This is a genomic window from Paenibacillus sp. V4I3 (genome assembly GCF_030817215.1).
Classification (GTDB): Bacteria; Bacillota; Bacilli; order Paenibacillales; family NBRC-103111; genus Paenibacillus_E.
The window spans coordinates 4,734,011-4,753,273 of record NZ_JAUSZA010000001.1 but is presented as its reverse complement, the minus strand read 5'-3'; the positions used below and the strand labels follow the sequence as shown (position 1 = coordinate 4,753,273).

The window sequence follows — 19,263 nt, the reverse complement described above, 5'->3', positions numbered from 1 at the left end:
AAGAGACGCGCTGCTTTCGGCTGCGCGCCCCTTGCTGTATTTGACCTTATTTTGCGAGGCTGCCCTGCAGCTTATTCGGATCAAAGCTCGGATTCGGTTTCATCTTCGTATCGCCAGCGGCACGTGCTTTTTCAAGACCTGCATTGTAGCGGGTTGTCAAGTCATTCAGCACTTTGTCCACATCTCCGCCTTCCATCATATATTTAAGGATGGCGTTACCCGACTTGTTGCCTTCTACCTTTGCCTCCGTCACGGATAGTGGAGTAGGGGCGTATAGCGCGTCAAATTTGCTTGGCAGGAAGCCTTCAATGCCCGGAATGGACGGCTTTTTCGCACCAGAGTTGACATCCGGCACAATGGAGATCCCGAACCCTTTCTCATGGTATTCTTTCTGGAAATCTAAATTATAAATATATTGCAAGAATTTCCAAGCCTTGTCTTTATTTGTTGTGTTTTTGCTGATGCCAATATAGTTACCGGCAATGACGGATACAGTTCCCTGTTGGCTGCCATCGATGGTAGGAGGCAATGCTGCGCTCCAGTTAATTTTTGTCGGGAATTGATTTTGGTACACACCCGGCTCGCCGGAGTGGTTAAAATACATGCCGATTTTCCCAGCGGCGAACTGTGCACGCAGCGGATCGATATCGAGAGATTCAACGCCCGGCAGCATGCTGCCGTCCTGCTTCATCTGACGAAGCGCCTCGGCAATTGGCTTGTACACCGAGAAGTCGAATTGGCCTGTTTTGTAATTGTATCCGTCTACCTCGGAAGTTCCGCTGAACGATCCGATTGGATTAACGATCCGAGCGAAAGCCGAGTTGGCGTTTTTGAAGTTTTCCGCGAAGCCGTATGCGCCAATATCTTTACCGGCTTCCGTAATTTTTTTAGCATCTTCAACCAGTTCTTTTACCGTTTTCGGCGGATCTTTGATTCCGGCTTTTTGGAAGAGATCGACGTTATAAATCAATCTCCAATATTGCCCTGTGTGCGGCAGCGAATAAATTTTGCCATCTACCATATTCAGTTCTTCCACAAGCAATTTATCGTACCTTTTCTTCATTTCGTCCGTCATCATGTCGTTGATCGGTTGTAAATAGCCCTTCTTCACAAACCCGGAAAAATCATTTGTTCTAAAAATGTCGGGCGCTTGATTGCTTGCAAAAGCGATATCGATCGATTGGTTAAAGTTATCGGCAAGAACCGTCATTTCAACTTCAATGTTATCCTTATTCGTTTCGTTGAACTTCTTGATGACATCCTTCATGTAATCGGCATCGTGACGGTCAACCGTCCAGTAAGTCAGCTTCGTCTTTGGTCCTCCTGCTGCAGCGGAAGTAGCCGCAGCTGTACTCTTTGGCTGTTCCGTTTGTCCACCGCAAGCCGCTAATGAAGCGACCAGCGTAACGCCAAGCAGTGTGCTTAACACCATTTTTTTCTTCATGTTGTAAAACCCTCCTAATTTAGTTTACCTTAAGACTTGATTTATAACAAAAATGTAACTGCTTTCATCATAATTCCTTAACACTTGGTACCGTGAAGGACAAATCAACTTTTAATAGTGGGATAAAACACTTTCCTGCGGTATCCGCAATTCAGTTATCCTTTTACACTCCCCGCTGTTACCTGTATAAATGACTTATTCGCCAATACGTATACAACTAGGATCGGAAGGAATGAAAGACACGCGCCCGCCATCATGAGGTGTGATTCAGCAGCGGCACCGATCCCGTAGCGTAAATTTGCCAGCCCCACCGTCAGCGTTTGCAGTTTCGGATTCGTCATTGTGAACACTAGAGGCAAGATGTATTCGTTCCATGCGCCGCGGAACGTAAACAAGGCAGTAACGCCAAGTGCGGGACTCAGCAGCGGAAGAATAATCCGCCAGTAAACCGTATAGAAATTGCATCCATCAATGTAGGCGGCCTCGTCCAGATCTTTGGGAATCGCCTTAAAAAAGCCGATCAGCATAAAGTAGACCGTGGCATGCGCGCTGATCAAGATGATGATGACCCCCCAGAGCGATTTGTTCAAGCCAAGTTTGACCATCAGATCGAACTGCGGCCTCAATACTACTGCACCAATAGAAATGAACATCGTACTAGCTTGCAGGATTACGTACAATCGTTTGCCAGGGAATCTCGTGCGATCGACAGCATAAGCGGACATAGAGGCGATAAGCAGCGTGCCGATCGTCACAATTGTACTGATAAAGAGGCTGTTCCACGTAAACCGTGCAAAATTCGCCTGCTTCCAAGCCGTTGCGTAATTAGAGAACTTCCAGACAGAGGGCAACAGGGTTGCTCCCGTTGTTAACTCTGCATTCGTTTTAAATGAACCCAGAATGGCCATAACGATTGGAAATAGCGTAAAGAAAGCTATAACCAGCAAAAATACCCATTTCAAGGTTTGTCCAGTGAAATGACCGCTTCTGATAACGCCTAATTTCGTATTTGTATGCATCATGCAGTCCCCCTTTTTAATCCCGATTCAACCGTTTGGACATATAGAAATAGACGATCGTAATTAATCCGACAATCAAAGCCGTTACAAACCCCGCTGCGCTTCCGTAGCCGATTTGTTGCACAGTTGCCGTAGAAGCCGAAACCGGGAAAAACAATTTGTACACGTATAGGTACATGACATCGGTTTTACCGAAGGGACCGCCCTCGGTCAGGACCATAATGCTCTCATAACCTTTGAGTGCTGTGATGATGGCGAGCATTATAATCATTTGTAGAACGGGCCCAAGCATAGGAATCGTAATGCTCCAAAATTTTTGCACCGCATTCGCTCCATCGATTGATGCACTCTCATACAGATCATCGGGAATGCCTTGGAGCCCCGCGATGAAAAGCAGCATATAGTTGCCGATAGCACCCCAGATAGCCGTAATAATCACCGTCATCATAGCGTAATTCGGTCCCAGCCAATCCACCGCTTTGGAGATCAAACCATATTTGATCAGAAATTGATTGAGTAATCCGTTATACGAATTAAATATGGTGAAAAATACGATCGACATCACCGATGTACTGATAATGGTCGGCATGAAGTAGACGGCGCGCAGAAACACTTTGCCTTTCAGTCCTCGATTCAAAATGACGGCAAGTACAAGTGAAATCGGCAGGACAATGATAATTTTTCCGCCCGCATAAATGAACGTGTTATACACAGAGTGCCAAAATTCCTGATCGCGCAATAATCTCGAAAAATTATCAAGTCCAATAAATTTCTTTGCTCCGAACCCCTGATAATCGTAAAACATATAGCTAAGCGCCCATACAATCGGATAGATCCCAAGCGCCAAAGTCAAAAATAGACTAGGAAAAATGAATACATAGGAATTAAAAAGAGAAAGCCTTTTTCGCATCGTGCATCTGCTCCTTTTGGTTTTTGTATTCCAAGCATAGTACAACCTCGATAAGGTACGGGAGCGGCAATTCAACTGTGTCCGTAGGACAATTCAACTGTTTTAATTGATGAAATAAGCTACCTCTCTATCCTCGTCTAACGGAAATAAGCCGCAAAAGATTTCTCTGCGGCTTATTTCCAATATGATCAAATACGAAAAATTGGTTACCTGCGAATCCAGTTAATTTCATTGCAATCGAGATAAATATCCAAACTTCCATCTTTATCTGTAGTTGAGATCGATACATCTTGCCGGATATGGTCAATATCCAGCCTAGTTATGAGTGGCGGTACCGTTTCTTCCTCTAAGTCAACCGGTGTGCATACGGTCACAATGCCCATTTTACCGGTCATTGTTCCTTTACCGACAATTGTGGATGTTTCCTTTTTGACTCCATATACTTCAGATACCCATCCTTTTTCGCTGACAATAGCAAAATCACAGGTAGGATCGCTGCTTGTCTTCCAATGCATTTGTAACTGAATGGTTGAGGAATAGTCAATAGTTGACTTCAGTATATCTGTATTGCCTTCATCAGAGATTCGAACATTCGCAGAGGGAGGAAGTTGAAACCTCTGTTCAATGTCATGTACCCCTTCGGCATCCAGCCAATCCACGATGATCATCAGACTGCTCTTTTTCCAAAGCAGCAGCCATCGGCGATGAAGAACTGGGGCATCAAGCCTCATGTAACCATTATGGGAGGCATCGATAAAATCATACTCTTCCCCCGTGATCCATCGGTTCGTCACACATTCCGCTAGCGGCGTTCCCCATTCCTGTGAGGAAACATAAGGCGTCTGATCCAGTCCATCCACTGTAACGGTATTGTGTGCCCGAGTGCTCTTGAAATAACGGCGCCACTCCCCTTCTTCGTAGGTATACCTACCTGGATCGAGAAAGAGCAAGTTACGCTTCCACATCCATTCCAAATTTAACGCATCAGCATGTCCATGGGCCCCTCCCATGGAGGCGGCGTCAAAGAACAAATAGTTTTGTTCATCCTTTGTGACATAAAACCCCGTTTGAGGGAAGGATACTGTAGTTGGAAGCGGCGGGTTGAAGGATTGCTGTTGTTTTTTGAACGTTTCATACATCTCACTACCGAACATCCAGAGAATTTCAGCGCTAATCTCGCCCATTGAGATAAACTGCTCATCTTCTAGGATCGCACCCAATAAGGCAAGACGCTCCGTACCGGAACTTAACAGGTCGGAATCACCTGCAGCTGTAGACCCGTGATCGGGTCTGATCAGCGCATGTGTGAATGCCCCCATTCTGCGAAGGTTGTTCGCATACCATTCCGACATCGGATAGCCGGATACCTTCCCGAGCAAATAGGGAGCACCAAACATTTCAATACTCCCATTATGATAATGCGTCGTTAATTCGCATTGCACGCCATCCGGGCCAATCTGATGAACCATGCACAACTCCAATCTCTCGGTTGCAAACTGCCGCCAAAATGCGGCTCTTGGATGGTCATGATAAAAAACGCTTATTATAAATAAGCCCTGCATATGCATGATGGCATGATTGATTTCCGTGCTCCCCAAATAACTAGTCAAATAATTCGCATGCTCGACTAGTGCCAATAGAAACTCTTCTCTGAAGCTATCTGAAATAACCGGACTCCCTTCCATGTATTTAAAAGCGGATATCCATGATTGAACACGCAAGCCCACCTCTAATAAGCGCCAAGGCCCCGGTTGTTGAAAGAAAGTAGCTTTGTCGTAGGGAAGATTGTTTGGAACGGGATTTTGCAGCCTCCAACCACGCAGGTGTTTAATAAATGTGTGGACGTACTCCTCTTTTAGCGTCATCAAATAGGCTCTGCCCAAATCCAGCATGTACCAATGCCGATTGAGTACCCACGTGAATTCGAGATCGTTAGAAGGATTATATAGCCAATCTATGGGATCCCCCATGTAAACCCAATGATCCATGTCCATCGTATAAGGAACGCGAAACATATTCTTACAGGCTTGCTCCGCTTTCTCAATGGAAGCCTCCGCAAGCTCTGGATACTCTTGAAGATAGTGTTTTCCAGCATCCACTAATTCCTGATTCGTTAAATAATAATTCATTTCTGTCTTCCTCCTCTTAGGTTCAAAGAGTTAAGAAAAGTGCGTCGAAATCCTTCAGCGCATCTGGTTCTTAGTCTCCGATTTCTCTATATATGAACATTATAATGGAGCGTAAGAATCGCAAGAGATAGGCGTTTCAACTTTCCTAAGGGGAGAATGATACTTTTTTTCTCGCATATTACACAATTCATGCATGCAAAAGAGACAGAGGAATCATAAGTCGATTCAGCCTGTCCCTATTTTTTGGTTACTATTCTATTGTTATTATTCAGATATTTGAATATTGTTTCCTGTTAGGTTATTTCTGGATTAACTTAAAATCATCATAATGGAACCCCGGTGCAACAACACAGGAGACAAAAACAGGCTCGGTTCCTATCGGTTTTGCCGTCTGCCAAACGTTGGCCGGAACTAAGGCTTGTGGACTCTGTCCCTTAAGGACATCTGGTCCTAGAATGATCTCTTGTGTTTCCTCGGGCTTGTCTTTTGTACCTCCAAGTGTTAACAACAGTGGACTACCTGAATGCCAGAGCCAAAGTTCATCCGATAAAACCGTATGCCACTCTGAAAACTCATCTGGATGAAGCACGAAATAAATGGAAGTAGCCGCGTATCGGGAACCTGTGTACGCTTCATCAAGCACCTCTTTTGGAATCTCAAAGGAAGCTTTCCATAGCTCCTTGTACCACCCGCCTTCAGGATGAGGCTTTAAATCTAGTGCTGCTACTAATTGTGATAAGGATTTTGTTATCATATGATTTCTCACTCTCTTTCTATTTCTATCTCTATAAAATTCCTATTATATTATACACTTAAATCAACTTCCTACCCCAGTTTTTCCAATTAGGAGACGAAACAGCAGCCGATCAATTAGACCGACTGCCGTTTCAGGGTTTCACTTCTTAGCATATTTGTTTCATTCAGTTATTGACTTTAAATCACTTACTTTTAATAGTGCTTCTCTATTCGTATCATGATATATAACCCTAACTTCTAGTTCATAGTTATTATCCAACTCGAAAGAAAGGATGGTGCATTTCCTACCACGATTCTTCGTCTTTCTTGGATTATCTGGAGCAAAAACATAGGAGCCTCCAATAGTAAGATTAACCGTATCACTCATTACATCTGCAATCCTCTCATGCTGTATTTATGTTATTCTCATTCAATTTTGTTGTATTAGAATTTCAGTTCTGCAATTGCCTTCTTATACTTATCAATCCTTGCATAGTCTTTATCTGTTGGGTTAGGAATTCGACCAATATCACTGTTATCCTCTAGATCCAGAAGCTTCACTTTCCTCGCTAGGGGGTTTAATTTGATCCTCTTGATAAAGTCTTCATATGATTCATCTGCTCTTTTTGTAAGGCAATCCAGTGCTTCTATAATATCTGCGCTAAAACCTGCATTCTTTAAATCAAATAGAGTAGTATCTGAATCTTCCACAACATCATGTAGCATTGCTACAATAGATTCTTCTTCGCTGTTGGCTTTAGTTGCTAATCTTGCAGGATGTAATATGTATGGATTTCCACCTTTATCTGTTTGACCATCATGAGCTTTCGCGGCTATTAGTATTGCTTTAGTTAAAGTACTCATTTTCACAACTCCTCAAATAGTTCTGCTATATTCTTCGTATTAATTGACCATAATACTAGCGGCAAGATTCGCGATCCCTTCCAGCCAGGCGGAGCGTCTGCGGCTCATTCGGTACGCGTCAGGCAAATCATCGCCCTGCGTCTGCTGCAGAAGCGTAAGCTGCTTATGGATGAACAATAGATAAATATACATGTTATTTTCCCTATTTTATAAATGCTCTGTTAATACCGGAACGGGTTCTCCGGGGGTATCTTACCCGAATGATACTGTCCTATTATCAACTATTTTAGCTCGTTGTTCTTCTCGATACAACATCCAACCTACAACAAGTCCATATACCGCAGTAACAATATGAATCCAAGAAGGTGTTTTATCTACTGCATTCATTAATACCAATATTGCATCTACTATAGGCATTAAGATAGAAGTAAACATAACAACAAGTAATGCTTTTCTCATACGAAGTACCATCAAGGCTAGAAGGAAGATACCAATAAACAGATCACGATCTGCTTTTATATGAACAAGATATCTATCCGCAGTGTCATGCAGTGGTATACCAAAATCTCGAATTGCTGCTTCTGGCAGGATAAAGCCTTTTACTCCTAAAAACAACATCAACAACGTAACTACACCCACTAACCAAAATGTTACTGACTTTGGTCCCCAATAATTTTTATTCATTTGTCTGTCTCCTTTTTCCATTTTATTTGATTGACTTTATTGTATATCGGTAATAATATTTTGTTAAGAACGCACTTTAAAGTACGGCACTTACTTAAAAGTAAGGGAGTGATTTACCAATGATTCATCAACGCGAATGTCCAATTGAAACAGTCATTCATGTTTTAGGTGGAAAATGGAAGCCAATGATTTTATGGCATTTGATGGAATCAACCAAGCGTTACAACGATCTGGAAAAGCTAATCCCTAATGTCTCCCAAAAAATGCTTACGCAACATCTTCGAGATTTGGAACAAGATGGTGTGATCGATAGAACGGTATACCCCACCGTCCCTCCAAAAGTAGAATATTCACTTAGTGAATATGGCAAAACATTGATCCCTGTAACAGAAGTGATGTGTGCTTGGGGAGAAAATCACAATGAGCGAAAACAAGAAGAACCAGCGTCTTAGAGCTGGTTCTTCTTGTTTTCACGACTATAATCTCTCCGATGACACTTCGCTGTAAATAAATACATGGTAAAAAGGAGGCGGTTTCCCGCCCCCTTTCCTTAGGTCAATCTGTTCTTTATCCGCTCAAGAATGTTGCTGTTTCTTGCTCTGTAAACGCCAAAAATAACTGATCCCATGACTGCTGCCGCGGCTGCAGTTGATGCAACGACCATTGTTTTATTTACCTGACGCATTACGAACACCTCCACATTTTTATGAGCGAACAACGCTTAGTTTGCCTAAGTTAATGAACAAAAATTCAAGGTCTGGTTTATTAGATGATTAAATTGATACCCCAATAATTTGTAAGGTCTAAAAAATAATTCCGGGTCTCGATATTTCTACCTTCACATTGGGTTGAATCGTAATAAGCGGATAGGTGCTGTTCCAATCCATAGTCTTCCAATAATCAGGATGGAAAGCTATGATCCTTCTCCCTACTCCAAAGACGTCGCAATTGGCCATCTGCAGCTTCTGAATGACCTTCTGAGCTTCCTGTGTTAGCTCTTTTGAGAAAAACTCGTTCATTTTGGAAACCATTCCGGTTTCATCTAGATGATCTGGAGAGAATTCTTCCGCTTCTACCTTCAGCTGCAGATCGATGGTGACCACGACCTTGCCATTTATTATATCAACATCTAATTTCCGTTTTGTATGAAATACACGGAATGTCATTTTGCTGCCTATTTTCTTCGGTTTATTAGGAATTGGTAATGTCAGGCTTGCCTTTTTACCCATTCGATTAGCCATTAATAAACAGAGTTTTGACTCCTTAGTGTCTAGAGTCCCTGTTAAGGATTTACTGTTAAACAATGCTATTCCCTTAATAAGAGGGGTTCCTTCCCCCATTGCCAAATACGGCAAAATCACATCTTGTCCAGGATCGAATAAAACTGTACAAATCGATTGTATATTTTCTTCTGGAATGATCGTGAATGCTTCTGCACTGACAATTTGCTTATCCAGGTTCAAGATGAAATTTGGCTTTTTCATGTAGCCTGTTTGCAAAAGTGATTCGGCGCGACCTTCGACAACTCCAATTTTAGCGTTTAAAGCACTTTTCGGATCGCGGTAAAAAACATCCAGAACTGAATAGATATCAACCTTCGCCAACTGCTCTCCAATCATAAGAAACCGGTTCTTGGCCCCGTCCGGAACCAAGGTTAGTTTTTTTCCTAAGTTACCTCTTGCTTCTCGAGCAGTTTCACCAGTAACCGATATGATTTCGGGTGCATTTCTCTTCTTATCCGAGACATCCGGTAAGACAAAGGTGACTAGTACATTTTCACCTTCTGCTTTGTCAAAACCTATCCCTAGAATTAAACGAACGTTTTTAAATAACGTTTGATCCCAACAACCGGTTAAGAGACTCATGGAAATTATGACGAGTAATATTGGCCGGATTCTTTTCATTCTATTGCTTTCCTCCTTCCCCTTAGGATGGTCATTAGTAATAACGGTATGGGTATCAAATAGATCATGACCAAAGCGAAATAAGAAAACCATTTATTGAGCTTGCTGATAAACAAAAAATTATGCGGTAACAGCGCAAGCAGTAAGCAAACTGCAACGACCAGCAAAGTCACCTTAGAACTGTTATCTATTTTCAATATTTGGGTTATCCCTGTTGAAGCTAGAAAAACATAATTGACAATAGACGTCATGACGATCACAACCCAAAGCGATAAAAACAGTAAGTCCGATCTTTCTACAATCCTGAAAGAAAATGCCTTAAGCATGTATAGAACAGGCTCTGGAATGATTTTGAGCTCCAAAGGACTGAAAAACATAAAGCATGACAGGATTATTATTACGTAAAAGAGGGTGACAAAAGTGTATGATATTAACATCGTTTTTAATATTTCTCCGTCTTTCCCCTTGACTTGAGGGTAAACCATGAGCAAAAGCTCAAAACCGGCAAGCGTAATAACCGCTTCTCTCATACCTTTCATCATATTACTAAGCCCGGATTGACCGATGGGGAAAATATACAAAGGGTTTCCTTTGCTAAAAGGGAAAATGATCAAAATGATAATAATGATTAGAAGGATAGAAACCAGCGTTTCAAAGCGGGCAATTATTTTCAATTTTTCTTTTGCTAGATAATAACTGGTAACCATCATCAATGTCATAATGACCCATTTCGGTGTCGTCGGGAAAATCCAGGCATTAATTATTCGGCAGTAATTCATAAGGACCACGCTTGCTATTCCAATAAAATAAATAATATAAAGAACACTAATAAGATGACCTGCAAATTTCCCTGCCATCTGGGGGAGAAATTCGATCATCGTCTTCTTTGGATATGTCCTGCAGATCATCCATATCAAGATAATGGCCAGGTGGCTCGCAAATCCCGCCAGCAGCATGGAAATCCATCCATCCATCGATGCTTCAGAGTAGACACTATAAGGAACAGTTAACGCTCCCTCACCTATCGCTGTTTGTATAGTGAAAAAAGCCAACTGTTTTTTGGAGATCCTATCTTTTTCTACGCTCATGCTTCACCCATCCCCTAGAAAATAATTCTCGCAGCTTTTTTTGGGGAAGACTGTCCGCAGGACGCCGGTTCATTTTCCATATGGGTAACCGGACGAGAGAGTCTTTCAGATCCCTCCATTTGAATGGAGATAAGGGGTAAAAATAGGGCGTTCCAAACCCCTCTAACTTACACAAGTGGATCAAAATACATGTAAATCCGAACGTAATTCCCAAAAAGCCGAAAGTAGCAGCCAAAAGCATCATCGGAAAGCGCAGAAAACGCACTGTCTCTCTGAACTCATGGGATGGCACAACAAATGAGGCAAGGGCTGTCGATGCTACCACAATAATCATGATATTGGACACCAGCCCCGCTTTCACGATGGCATCTCCAATAACAAGCCCACCAACAATACCGATTGTTTGCCCTACTGCAGTATGTAATCGCAATCCTGCTTCTCTTAACATTTCAATGGTTATTTCCATCAATAGAGCTTCAATAATTGGAGGAAACGGAATTTCCAGTACAGCACTTTGCATGAGAAGCACCAATTCATTCGGGATGGTCTCAAAATGAAAAGAGACAACTGAAATGTATCCAGCTGGTAGGGTAATGGCAATGAAGAAACTGGAAACCCTTAACAAACGGAAGAAGCTTCCGTTAATCCAACGGGCATTGTAATCATCAGGTGACTGATAAAAAGCAAAGAAATTGATTGGTAAAATGATCGCTTTCGCTGAACCTTCCGCTAATACGGCAATTCTTCCCTCCATTAAATTGGCTGCTACCCTATCCACTCTTTCGGTACTTAAAATTTGCGGAAATGGGGAGAAAGGGGCATCCTCAATGAGCTGCTCTACAAAACCTAATGAAGCAATATAATCGATACGGATCGATGTTATTCGTTTTTCTAACTCGGTCACAATTTCCGGATTTGCTAATGACTCGATGTAAACCATCGCCAAGCGTGTGTTCGTCTCCATGCCCACCATCAAATAACGAATCATCAAATCCTTGTTGACCACTTTTCTTCGGATTAGATGAAGGTTCGTAGTTAACCTTTCAATAAACCCTTCATGCGAATCTCCGAACACCTTCTCATTGATCGGTTCTGTGATGCTCCGTCCAAACGAAGAGGATGCATGAAAAATGTAAAAATCGGTCTCACCCTCACAATCGACGACACAGCCGCCATTCAAAAGGGCTTCCACTGCTTGTTCGATCAAGCAAGTAATTTGAAGCTGTCCCAGAGGGATGACGTCTAGAAACTCGCCTTCATTGATTCGCTTTAATGGAAAGATGAGCTTGTCTAGGATCGTATCTTGATCTGTTAAGGTTGCCAAATAAATCAAATTGACTTGTCGTTGATTCCAATTCAATGTATGTATGACCAAATCTTCCGTATTGTTTAAAAGTGTTTGAAAATAACTTTTTCTTTCTTGTATCGACGAGAGCTCCATTTCCTTAATTTCTGGATTTTTACCCAATATTTCATCACGCTGCCCCTCAGTTCAAAGGTTATTTTCTCCAGCTGGATAAAAGAGTATTCATGGATTCTTAAAAATGCGTATACCTTTATCGAGGCATTCAAAGGTTGCTTTCATGGAACAACGAGAAAAACGGCCATGTTCGCATAGATTTCGCGATAGGGCCGTTTTTGTTTTCTAGATGTTTTTTGTGTTGGATGAAGGAATTACCATACAAAAGCTGATGTGATGATTACCAAAAGAATAAAAAGAACCAAGATAAATGCACTTGAACGTCCATAACCCTCACCATAACCTACTGCTCCCATGTTTACTCATTCCCCTCGGTGATTTTTCACTACGGTATATTCATATGTGCGGTACAAAGTGCTTGCTTGGACGTATGCCACTGGGAGGCACTTTTTTACACATTCTCAAGGGTTTTTGCTTTTCTTGAGGCCATATGCTCCATTAGGAATGAAACATACGTTTCGTCTCGAACTAACCAAGCTGCATAATCCCTTTTTACATATCGCTCTGCTTCTTCGAAAGTAGAAAAATGTTGGTTGGATTCGACCCCATCCACATCGACTTCCCATCTGTCTCCCGAAGGAAAAATAAACACTTGTTGTTCATTTCTATTCTCATAAAGTGATCCATAAACTGAATTTTTCATGTTAAATGTATTTTTATTCGCATCCGCGCGAATAGGTTCCATCGGGAATGGTTTAGCTACGTACCACTGATAGGCTTCTTCTGTCATAGAGCAACCGGAAGCTTTAGCATGGCCTCCTCCTCCATAAATACCCGCAATTTCCGAGACGTCGATGTGTTCGTGAATCGTTCGAAAGCTTATCTTTTTACCGCCCATATTCATGATTGCGATGTAATCCAGATGAGGATTTTCTTTGCCCAACTCGTTTCCAAGTTCAGAATGATAAGATTCCGCATGAACGATGCCTACATGGTGATCATCTATTCGGGAGTGGATAATTTCTCTCTTTTTTCTGCGGACATAGCGTTCGATTTTTTCTTCTTCCATATCCAAAATTTTTTCTTCAAAGGGATCGAATGCAAAGTTCTCGCCTTGCTGAATGCGAGCCACCATTTTTTCCTCGAATTCTTCGATGGAAATTAGATAGAAGAGATCATTTAATCGCTTGGCATTGTTGTATTCATTCTGTTCCCATTCCCATGTATCATACTGACGGACCATTTCCACGAATTCATCTAAACCCTTCATTGGCTTCAACAAACCATTCTGGATCAGATACTCATAAAATAGAGAAGTTGCAGATGCGAGCTTTCCATTTTCATACGCAATCTGTACCATTCCCCACGGATACTTGTTTAAATGAAGCGAAGTTTTATGATGATCAATAAGTTTAACTTTTCCTCCCGATTTCACAAACTCGTTAAGTCCCTGTTCATTCGTTTCATCCACGGATAAGTCAGTGATAAACAAATAGCTCTTTTTTCTTGATTTTTCTAAAAAGCGTTTTACTTGTAGATTCAAGCCTCCGACAGAGTTATAACGGATTTCTACCTTTTCACCAAATGCTAATCGAGCTATTATACCGCAACCTACTCCATCCAGATCATTATGAGTATACAAATGATACAAGGGCACATCCTCCTGTTAATGATTTCCATTATGGTACCCTTAAACAAGTCACTTTATTCGGAGAATAACCCCGACAATTATAATCAATCCTCCGATCAATCTTGCGAAAAAGACAAGAACTTAGATCCTAAAAAGACCGCCGACAAGGGCGGTCTTCAAAGTTATTATTGTCGTGTTTTCCGTTACTTTTTTTCCTATCAAATATTCAGATTAAATATTGAGATTCAAGAGTCGTAGCGATTTTTTTGTTGCAATCAAAATGAAAGCAAATTACAATTCAAAAATAATAATGATTATCAATGCAAACTAACAAACGAATGGAGTGTGCCGTTAATTGAGTATTCTAGAGGTACTAAAAGCCAGAAAAGCAATTCGAAAATACAATCCACGTGAAGTCGAAGAGGAGAAAATCTTGAAATTACTGGAATCTGCCACATGGGCTCCTAATGATAGATTACGTGAGCCATGGCATTTTTACATCATACGTGAAGAAGCAAAACAACAGTATGAAAAAATCGCCTTCGATTTTTTAACTGAAAGATTCCCCTCAAAACCTAATCTAGTTCAAGAATCAATGAGTGTGATACAGAGCACCCCCCTTCTCGTCGTTGTAACCTCGGATATCATCCCAGATGATGTAGACTCTTCCGAAGATAACGAATATGCCGTTGCATGCGCAATACATTCGATGTGGCTTATGGCAAGTGAGCTTGAATTGGGATTGGTATGGCGGACGCGCGGCGTTGGACTCATTCGTGATGAACGGTTATTTCGGTTTATCGGTTCGCCAGAAAACAAGAAGATCATCGGAACCCTTTTTGTCGGTTATCCGGAATCCGAAACACCTCGAACAACTCGTACCTCTTTTTCAAACAAAACTACGTGGCTATGAAAAATTGGGGATATTTCCTCGGTTGACTAATTAACTATTGACTTTCACCCATATATAGGATTAAATTCATCATAGTTAGAACAATATAGTATAAACATTCTAGGTGCCCTTGTGAGAGCAAGGGGTAACAGGGAATCGGGTGAAAATCCCGAGCGGACCCGCCACTGTAAAACAGAGATCTCTTTCATACTGCCACTCAATCATACTTTTGGGGAAGGCGAAAGAGAGCGTTAATCTGTGAGCCAGGAGACCTACCTAGTTTGAACACCATCATACATAGCCTTCGTGGAATAAGGTTCGGTGTAAGAAGAGGTCCCTGTTATTTTCTACAGGATGAATTTCTCGTAATTTCTTACCCCAACCTATTAGGTTGGGGTTTTCATTTTTCTATGAAAAATTTAGCCATACGGGGGATATGTTTTGAAAAATCTTTCAGAGGAGGTGAAACAATGAATATCGCAATTCAAAGACTTACTTCTATATCAATTGGACAAAATGTCGCCAAAATAATGTTTGTTTTACAGTGGATTTTGCTTCTTTCTTGGATTCCATTGACCTTGTACGGATTATTCTTCACACCGATTATGTCGTTACATGATGCTGTTCATCCTGCACGTCACAGTGTCACCATAGTACCTTGTCACTAACGTAACACCTCTCCCCCGTGTGGCTAAATTTTTCAAAGACTATTATTTCAAGGAGGACAATAATGAAGTTCAATCTATTACGTTTTCTGATGCTGCTCATCTTACCTGTACTTATACTAGGTACTTTTGTATTTGGAGTTGCAATCTACGAAAGTTATGAAGAAAAAGGGGATTATTTAGTACCACAAAATCCAGTTGCACATGAACCAGCCAAATTCTCATATCAACTTACCAATCCTGTAACCAAGGAACCCTTAAATAACGCTAATGTCCAATTAGAAATTGTTAAAACGAAGGCAACAAATCCTTGGTTCAATGTGGGTTACTTACGTGATGATAATGAAGGAACTGGGCTTGTTTATAAAATGGATTCGATTTTGTATGACGGAAAACTTGAGATTGAGTCTATTTTTTGGGACGCTGGTTCATACGAAGCAAAAATAAAAGCAACATCAAATGAAATAGAAAAACCAATTGAAATTACCTTACCCATTAAAGTAGATGTGCCTCTTGGGCAAATCGTACGAACAATCGTTTTGTTCATAGCAATCTTTTTGTTAGCAATGCTCAGTGGAATTTTTGCTAAACGATTGGAAAATCCATTTAAAAAACAATCACAATATAAAAACCGTTATTCATCGTCAGCCGCAGCGTTACTCTTAATTGCAAGTTTATTAGTTGCTGGTACCCTTTCCTCAACTTCATTGGCGCACGAAGCGACTTCGGCCAATCATATTATGGTAGTTGAAAAAAATGGAGTTAAAGCTGAATTAAAGTTAAACCCTATGGATCCTGTTCAAAAGGGAGAACCCGCTCATTTTAATGTTACTTTTCAAGATTCAAAGACCGGTCAATACATCCAAGGGATGGATACTTCCCTATCGCTTTATCACGAGGACGATAACATAACTATGTTTTCAAATCGGACGCAGATTCAAGATGGAAAGTTAGATTTTGACTATGCTTTTCCAGATACAGCTAATTTCCATCTTAACTTTCACGCTTCACCCAATGGACAAAAATCAACTCTGACAGCGCCTTTGGATGGTGTATTCGCGTTTGAAGTTCCCCCCGTACAACCAAACTTATCGGCACAATTAAGAGCTGGGACATTAATGCTAATTGTTTTGATATTGGGTTTTGTTTTGGGGTTAGTTGGTACAAAAAGAAAACCATCCTTTGCATAAGAAGGGACGGGAATTAATTGCAGAATCTGAACACAAAATTTCAAGTTTTAGGACAAGTTTTAATTTGTGCTAATGGATGTTGCTGCGGTCAAACGAACTTGGGAGCTGCCGAAGTCCCCGTTGAATGGCTAAAAATCAATTGGAAAAATGATAAACTATCAAAAAAAATGCAGCTCTCATTTACGGGTTGTTTAGGACCTTGCGATGTAACGAATGTGGTTTGTATCCTAGGTCCTACAAAGCAATATTGGTTTGGCGGTATGACTGCACAGAATCATTATGAGACTTTGTATGAATGGTGTAAGTCTTCTGTTGATACAGGTTACTTCCTCCCACTTCCAGAACTTTTGGAAGCACGTATATTTGAACGTTTTATAAGTTTATAACTTATTGATAAGCTTATGTGCCTTAAAAGGATACATAAGCTTATTTCTTGATAATAAGGAATTACAGATATGCATAGCCAGCCTGGATGTTACCGTATCCGGTACCCATTCGTCCACTTCTAAGAGCGGTACTGGAACATACACTATTTCGGGTAACACAATGATTCTCAAGCGCGGAACGAAAATCAAAAAGAGCCGCATCAACACTGCTTCTCATAGTTCTTGAAATCCAAAATGCTGTCTTGCTAGCTCTTTGAATTTATCGTTGTCAATCTGTTCTTTTTTCGATTTCCCATTAATCCATTGTGTGAAAGAAGTATCGGTTAACGTTACATTTCCATCGCTTGTAAGTTGGGTAATCAGTGGGGTTTTGTTGAATCGTGATTCTTTGTGCTGGACTATGATTCCTTGGACTTCATTCAATTCAGATAAATTCTCTAATGGTCGTTTAATATCAAAAGCATACCCTATTTTCCACTCTGTATCTTTATATTTTAGTTTCATTTCAAGAATATAGTCCCCATAATCACTTTCCATTGCTTTGGCTCGAAATTCTCCATTCACAGAGGAGGTAGTTTCTCCATTTAGCGGCACAGGTTTTAGTGGTAGGTTTCCACCAAATCCGGTATCAACCAAGTACGTATGACCTTCATGCTGCACTAGAATAGTAACATGAGTTCTTCCAAGTTTTGACCAGTCCTTCGTTGCATAATTGTATACTTCTCCACGAACTAACGCTGCATTAAACCCATTTTCAATTAAGAAAAAATAAAGCAGAGGATTCAATTGATAGCATAGACCACCTTCATTTTTTACGAGCATTTTGGTAATCAAATCCTCTTTTGTTATAGCACTTGTTTTATTTGAAATGATACTTAAATTTTCAAAAGGAAGGGCTGTTGCTGTTTTCCTAAGAATGATATCTAATGTTTCAAATGTAAGTTTTTGATTCTCTGGAATGTCAATTCTTTTACGAAATAATCCATTCAACTCATCCAAAAGATTTCCCTCCATGTTTTTGATTCAAAGCTTAATTATCTCAGAGAATGTAGGTCATCAATTGCTTGGCGTGGCGTCTCATATCTTCAGGACGTTGCCTGAAAGCACTGTAGGCGATATGGTCGAGGCTGATGTGGATGAGACAGGAGAGAAGACGCTCTTCTGATTGTGTAGGCCGTCCCCCATGTTTGTCCCAGTGATTATCTAGAATTTCCTGCAAGTCAATCTCTTGCCATTCCGGAAACCAAGGCCACCAATAAAGAAACAAAGCGTTATCGTAAAGAGGATCACCATAGAACGCATTTCCCCAGTCGATTACCCCCGTTAACCTCCCTCCGTCCACCAGCACGTTTCGATTCAAGAGGTCGTTGTGGACGATTCCTCGATTCTCTGGAAGCTGTGTCACGAACTGACGCAGCCTTTCTACTCCAGCATCGAAGACCAGTGCCTCCTGAGGCGAATCGTCAAGTCGCTCGCGCCAGCCCGCTAGTCGATCCCTGGGTTCAGCTACAGAGAGAAGCTCATCCCCCCAACTCAGACCAGTTCCATCTGGACGCCAAAGGCCAACCCCCTCTGTGTCTGTGAGGTCAAGTTTCTGAAGTTCATAGAGTGCGTCAAACAATTGCGGCAGGACAAGTCGTATCTCAGGCCCGTTCAGTTCATCGAGATGCTTTCCCGAAACTCGCTTGGATACAGCGTAGAAGCCGCTCTCCGTCTCGCCAACCTCAAGAACCTTAGGAATCGGAAGTATGTCCGAGGAAAGTGTACCCATCACACGGTCCTTTTCAAAATCGTCCACATAGGAACCGAAGCGGATAACCATTTCATGCCCGTCGAGCATGAAGGAATAGGCTTTCGACCAATCACCAGCAGCGAGGGGCATAAGATTTTGGGCACGGTCACCGAAGTGTGCCTTCACAAAACGGTTCGCCATTTGATTGAAATCCTCCATAGGTTCCTCCTTGTATGTTCTAATTCCATGATAGATTGGTGAACTGTAATAAAATAGCGTGTTACTGCATTATACTTTCCGTTAGCCGTTCATGCAGCGCAAGACCAGCGCTGCACCACAGAGGATGAAAATGGATAAAGTCTGTCAATACTTCTACTATCGCTGGGAGAAGAAGGTCTATAAACTATGGTGCCATTAGAGCCCAACCGTTAGTCTGACTCCAACCGTCACGGTGCATCACAGACTGTCGCACCCAATATGGGTAGCACTTATGGGAGATTAATCCTTTTTGACTGGTTGCACCAGCCTTACCTTTGTTTTTCGAAGAAAGTCGCTTTACTACCACCCAACT

At 41.5% G+C, this 19,263-nt stretch carries 21 protein-coding genes and 1 riboswitch; of the genes, 5 read left to right on the top strand and 16 right to left on the bottom strand.

What is annotated here, in order from left to right:
• Nucleotides 1–46: 46 nt before the first annotated feature.
• The 8 genes from QFZ77_RS21880 to QFZ77_RS21845 form a co-directional block, all read right to left on the bottom strand.
• Nucleotides 47–1,444, bottom strand: coding sequence for an ABC transporter substrate-binding protein (locus tag QFZ77_RS21880; protein WP_307442652.1), 1,398 nt, complete (start codon nt 1,442–1,444; stop codon nt 47–49).
• A gap of 155 nt (nt 1,445–1,599) precedes the next feature.
• Nucleotides 1,600–2,463, bottom strand: coding sequence for a carbohydrate ABC transporter permease (locus tag QFZ77_RS21875; protein WP_373462756.1), 864 nt, complete (start codon nt 2,461–2,463; stop codon nt 1,600–1,602).
• A gap of 16 nt (nt 2,464–2,479) precedes the next feature.
• Nucleotides 2,480–3,373 (bottom strand): carbohydrate ABC transporter permease, encoded by an 894-nt coding sequence (locus QFZ77_RS21870; protein WP_307442648.1) that lies wholly within the window; start codon nt 3,371–3,373, stop codon nt 2,480–2,482.
• A 206-nt stretch (nt 3,374–3,579) separates the two neighbouring features.
• Complete coding sequence (locus QFZ77_RS21865) at nt 3,580–5,502, bottom strand: alginate lyase family protein (RefSeq protein WP_307442647.1); 1,923 nt, start codon at nt 5,500–5,502, stop codon at nt 3,580–3,582.
• A gap of 298 nt (nt 5,503–5,800) precedes the next feature.
• Nucleotides 5,801–6,253, bottom strand: a complete 453-nt coding sequence (locus QFZ77_RS21860; RefSeq protein WP_307449727.1) for a cupin domain-containing protein — start codon at nt 6,251–6,253, stop codon at nt 5,801–5,803.
• Nucleotides 6,254–6,681: 428 nt separating this feature from the next.
• Nucleotides 6,682–7,101 carry a GTP pyrophosphokinase gene (locus QFZ77_RS21855; protein ID WP_307442646.1) on the bottom strand — a complete coding sequence of 140 codons (420 nt, stop codon included), beginning with the start codon at nt 7,099–7,101 and terminating at the stop codon, nt 6,682–6,684.
• A gap of 39 nt (nt 7,102–7,140) precedes the next feature.
• Nucleotides 7,141–7,293 carry a hypothetical protein gene (locus QFZ77_RS21850; RefSeq protein ID WP_307442644.1) on the bottom strand — a complete coding sequence of 51 codons (153 nt, stop codon included), beginning with the start codon at nt 7,291–7,293 and terminating at the stop codon, nt 7,141–7,143.
• 60 nt (nt 7,294–7,353) lie between these two features.
• Entirely contained in the window at nt 7,354–7,785 is a 432-nt protein-coding gene (locus tag QFZ77_RS21845; RefSeq protein WP_307442642.1) for a DUF4267 domain-containing protein, read from the bottom strand.
• 119 nt (nt 7,786–7,904) lie between these two features.
• Between QFZ77_RS21845 and QFZ77_RS21840 the strand changes: the two genes are divergently transcribed.
• Nucleotides 7,905–8,237: a winged helix-turn-helix transcriptional regulator gene (locus QFZ77_RS21840; RefSeq protein WP_307442641.1), complete on the top strand. Its 333-nt coding sequence runs from the start codon at nt 7,905–7,907 to the stop codon at nt 8,235–8,237.
• A gap of 98 nt (nt 8,238–8,335) precedes the next feature.
• Here the strand turns inward: QFZ77_RS21840 and QFZ77_RS21835 are convergent, their stop codons facing one another.
• From QFZ77_RS21835 to QFZ77_RS21810, 6 genes are all read right to left on the bottom strand, one after another.
• Nucleotides 8,336–8,470 (bottom strand): hypothetical protein, encoded by a 135-nt coding sequence (locus tag QFZ77_RS21835; protein WP_307442639.1) that lies wholly within the window; start codon nt 8,468–8,470, stop codon nt 8,336–8,338.
• 118 nt (nt 8,471–8,588) lie between these two features.
• Nucleotides 8,589–9,689, bottom strand: a complete 1,101-nt coding sequence (locus QFZ77_RS21830) for a Ger(x)C family spore germination protein (protein ID WP_307442637.1) — start codon at nt 9,687–9,689, stop codon at nt 8,589–8,591.
• Entirely contained in the window at nt 9,686–10,777 is a 1,092-nt protein-coding gene (locus QFZ77_RS21825; RefSeq protein WP_307442635.1) for a GerAB/ArcD/ProY family transporter, read from the bottom strand. Before QFZ77_RS21825 ends, QFZ77_RS21830 begins: the two co-directional genes overlap by 4 nt.
• Nucleotides 10,758–12,245, bottom strand: coding sequence for a spore germination protein (locus QFZ77_RS21820; protein ID WP_307442634.1), 1,488 nt, complete (start codon nt 12,243–12,245; stop codon nt 10,758–10,760). Before QFZ77_RS21820 ends, QFZ77_RS21825 begins: the two co-directional genes overlap by 20 nt.
• A 206-nt stretch (nt 12,246–12,451) precedes the next feature.
• On the bottom strand, nt 12,452–12,553 hold the full coding sequence (locus tag QFZ77_RS21815) for a YjcZ family sporulation protein (RefSeq protein ID WP_307442633.1): 102 nt from the start codon (nt 12,551–12,553) through the stop codon (nt 12,452–12,454).
• A 95-nt stretch (nt 12,554–12,648) separates the two neighbouring features.
• Nucleotides 12,649–13,848 (bottom strand): DHH family phosphoesterase, encoded by a 1,200-nt coding sequence (locus tag QFZ77_RS21810; protein WP_307442632.1) that lies wholly within the window; start codon nt 13,846–13,848, stop codon nt 12,649–12,651.
• Nucleotides 13,849–14,182: 334 nt separating this feature from the next.
• Here QFZ77_RS21810 and QFZ77_RS21805 point away from each other — a divergent pair, with 334 nt between their 5' ends.
• The 4 genes from QFZ77_RS21805 to QFZ77_RS21790 all read left to right on the top strand — a co-directional run bounded on the left by QFZ77_RS21805 (nt 14,183) and on the right by QFZ77_RS21790 (nt 16,960).
• Nucleotides 14,183–14,740 carry a nitroreductase family protein gene (locus QFZ77_RS21805; protein WP_307442631.1) on the top strand — a complete coding sequence of 186 codons (558 nt, stop codon included), beginning with the start codon at nt 14,183–14,185 and terminating at the stop codon, nt 14,738–14,740.
• 84 nt (nt 14,741–14,824) lie between these two features.
• Nucleotides 14,825–15,013, top strand: a riboswitch (cobalamin riboswitch).
• Nucleotides 15,014–15,189: 176 nt separating this feature from the next.
• The gene (locus QFZ77_RS21800; protein ID WP_307442629.1) at nt 15,190–15,387 is read left to right on the top strand and encodes a CbtB-domain containing protein; all 198 of its coding nucleotides are present in this window, start codon (nt 15,190–15,192) and stop codon (nt 15,385–15,387) included.
• A gap of 62 nt (nt 15,388–15,449) precedes the next feature.
• Nucleotides 15,450–16,574 carry a hypothetical protein gene (locus QFZ77_RS21795; protein ID WP_307442627.1) on the top strand — a complete coding sequence of 375 codons (1,125 nt, stop codon included), beginning with the start codon at nt 15,450–15,452 and terminating at the stop codon, nt 16,572–16,574.
• 17 nt (nt 16,575–16,591) lie between these two features.
• Nucleotides 16,592–16,960 carry a (2Fe-2S) ferredoxin domain-containing protein gene (locus QFZ77_RS21790; protein WP_307442625.1) on the top strand — a complete coding sequence of 123 codons (369 nt, stop codon included), beginning with the start codon at nt 16,592–16,594 and terminating at the stop codon, nt 16,958–16,960.
• Nucleotides 16,961–17,173: 213 nt separating this feature from the next.
• Here the strand turns inward: QFZ77_RS21790 and QFZ77_RS21785 are convergent, their stop codons facing one another.
• Both QFZ77_RS21785 and QFZ77_RS21780 read right to left on the bottom strand, forming a co-directional pair.
• On the bottom strand, nt 17,174–17,959 hold the full coding sequence (locus QFZ77_RS21785) for an arylamine N-acetyltransferase family protein (RefSeq protein WP_307442623.1): 786 nt from the start codon (nt 17,957–17,959) through the stop codon (nt 17,174–17,176).
• A 40-nt stretch (nt 17,960–17,999) separates the two neighbouring features.
• On the bottom strand, nt 18,000–18,911 hold the full coding sequence (locus tag QFZ77_RS21780) for a phosphotransferase family protein (protein ID WP_307442621.1): 912 nt from the start codon (nt 18,909–18,911) through the stop codon (nt 18,000–18,002).
• Nucleotides 18,912–19,263 lie beyond the last annotated feature (352 nt).

Excerpts from the sequence above, each read along its gene's own strand:
- QFZ77_RS21880 (WP_307442652.1), bottom strand. The coding sequence starts at position 1,444 with ATGAAGAAAAAAATGGTGTTAAGCACACTGCTTGGCGTTACGCTGGTC.
- QFZ77_RS21875 (WP_373462756.1), bottom strand. The coding sequence starts at position 2,463 with ATGCATACAAATACGAAATTAGGCGTTATCAGAAGCGGTCATTTCACT.
- QFZ77_RS21870 (WP_307442648.1), bottom strand. The coding sequence starts at position 3,373 with ATGCGAAAAAGGCTTTCTCTTTTTAATTCCTATGTATTCATTTTTCCT.
- QFZ77_RS21865 (WP_307442647.1), bottom strand. The coding sequence starts at position 5,502 with ATGAATTATTATTTAACGAATCAGGAATTAGTGGATGCTGGAAAACAC.
- QFZ77_RS21855 (WP_307442646.1), bottom strand. The coding sequence starts at position 7,101 with ATGAGTACTTTAACTAAAGCAATACTAATAGCCGCGAAAGCTCATGAT.
- QFZ77_RS21850 (WP_307442644.1), bottom strand. The coding sequence starts at position 7,293 with ATGTATATTTATCTATTGTTCATCCATAAGCAGCTTACGCTTCTGCAG.
- QFZ77_RS21845 (WP_307442642.1), bottom strand. The coding sequence starts at position 7,785 with ATGAATAAAAATTATTGGGGACCAAAGTCAGTAACATTTTGGTTAGTG.
- QFZ77_RS21840 (WP_307442641.1), top strand. The coding sequence starts at position 7,905 with ATGATTCATCAACGCGAATGTCCAATTGAAACAGTCATTCATGTTTTA.
- QFZ77_RS21835 (WP_307442639.1), bottom strand. The coding sequence starts at position 8,470 with ATGCGTCAGGTAAATAAAACAATGGTCGTTGCATCAACTGCAGCCGCG.
- QFZ77_RS21830 (WP_307442637.1), bottom strand. The coding sequence starts at position 9,689 with ATGAAAAGAATCCGGCCAATATTACTCGTCATAATTTCCATGAGTCTC.
- QFZ77_RS21825 (WP_307442635.1), bottom strand. The coding sequence starts at position 10,777 with ATGAGCGTAGAAAAAGATAGGATCTCCAAAAAACAGTTGGCTTTTTTC.
- QFZ77_RS21815 (WP_307442633.1), bottom strand. The coding sequence starts at position 12,553 with ATGGGAGCAGTAGGTTATGGTGAGGGTTATGGACGTTCAAGTGCATTT.
- QFZ77_RS21800 (WP_307442629.1), top strand. The coding sequence starts at position 15,190 with ATGAATATCGCAATTCAAAGACTTACTTCTATATCAATTGGACAAAAT.
- QFZ77_RS21795 (WP_307442627.1), top strand. The coding sequence starts at position 15,450 with ATGAAGTTCAATCTATTACGTTTTCTGATGCTGCTCATCTTACCTGTA.
- QFZ77_RS21780 (WP_307442621.1), bottom strand. The coding sequence starts at position 18,911 with ATGGAGGATTTCAATCAAATGGCGAACCGTTTTGTGAAGGCACACTTC.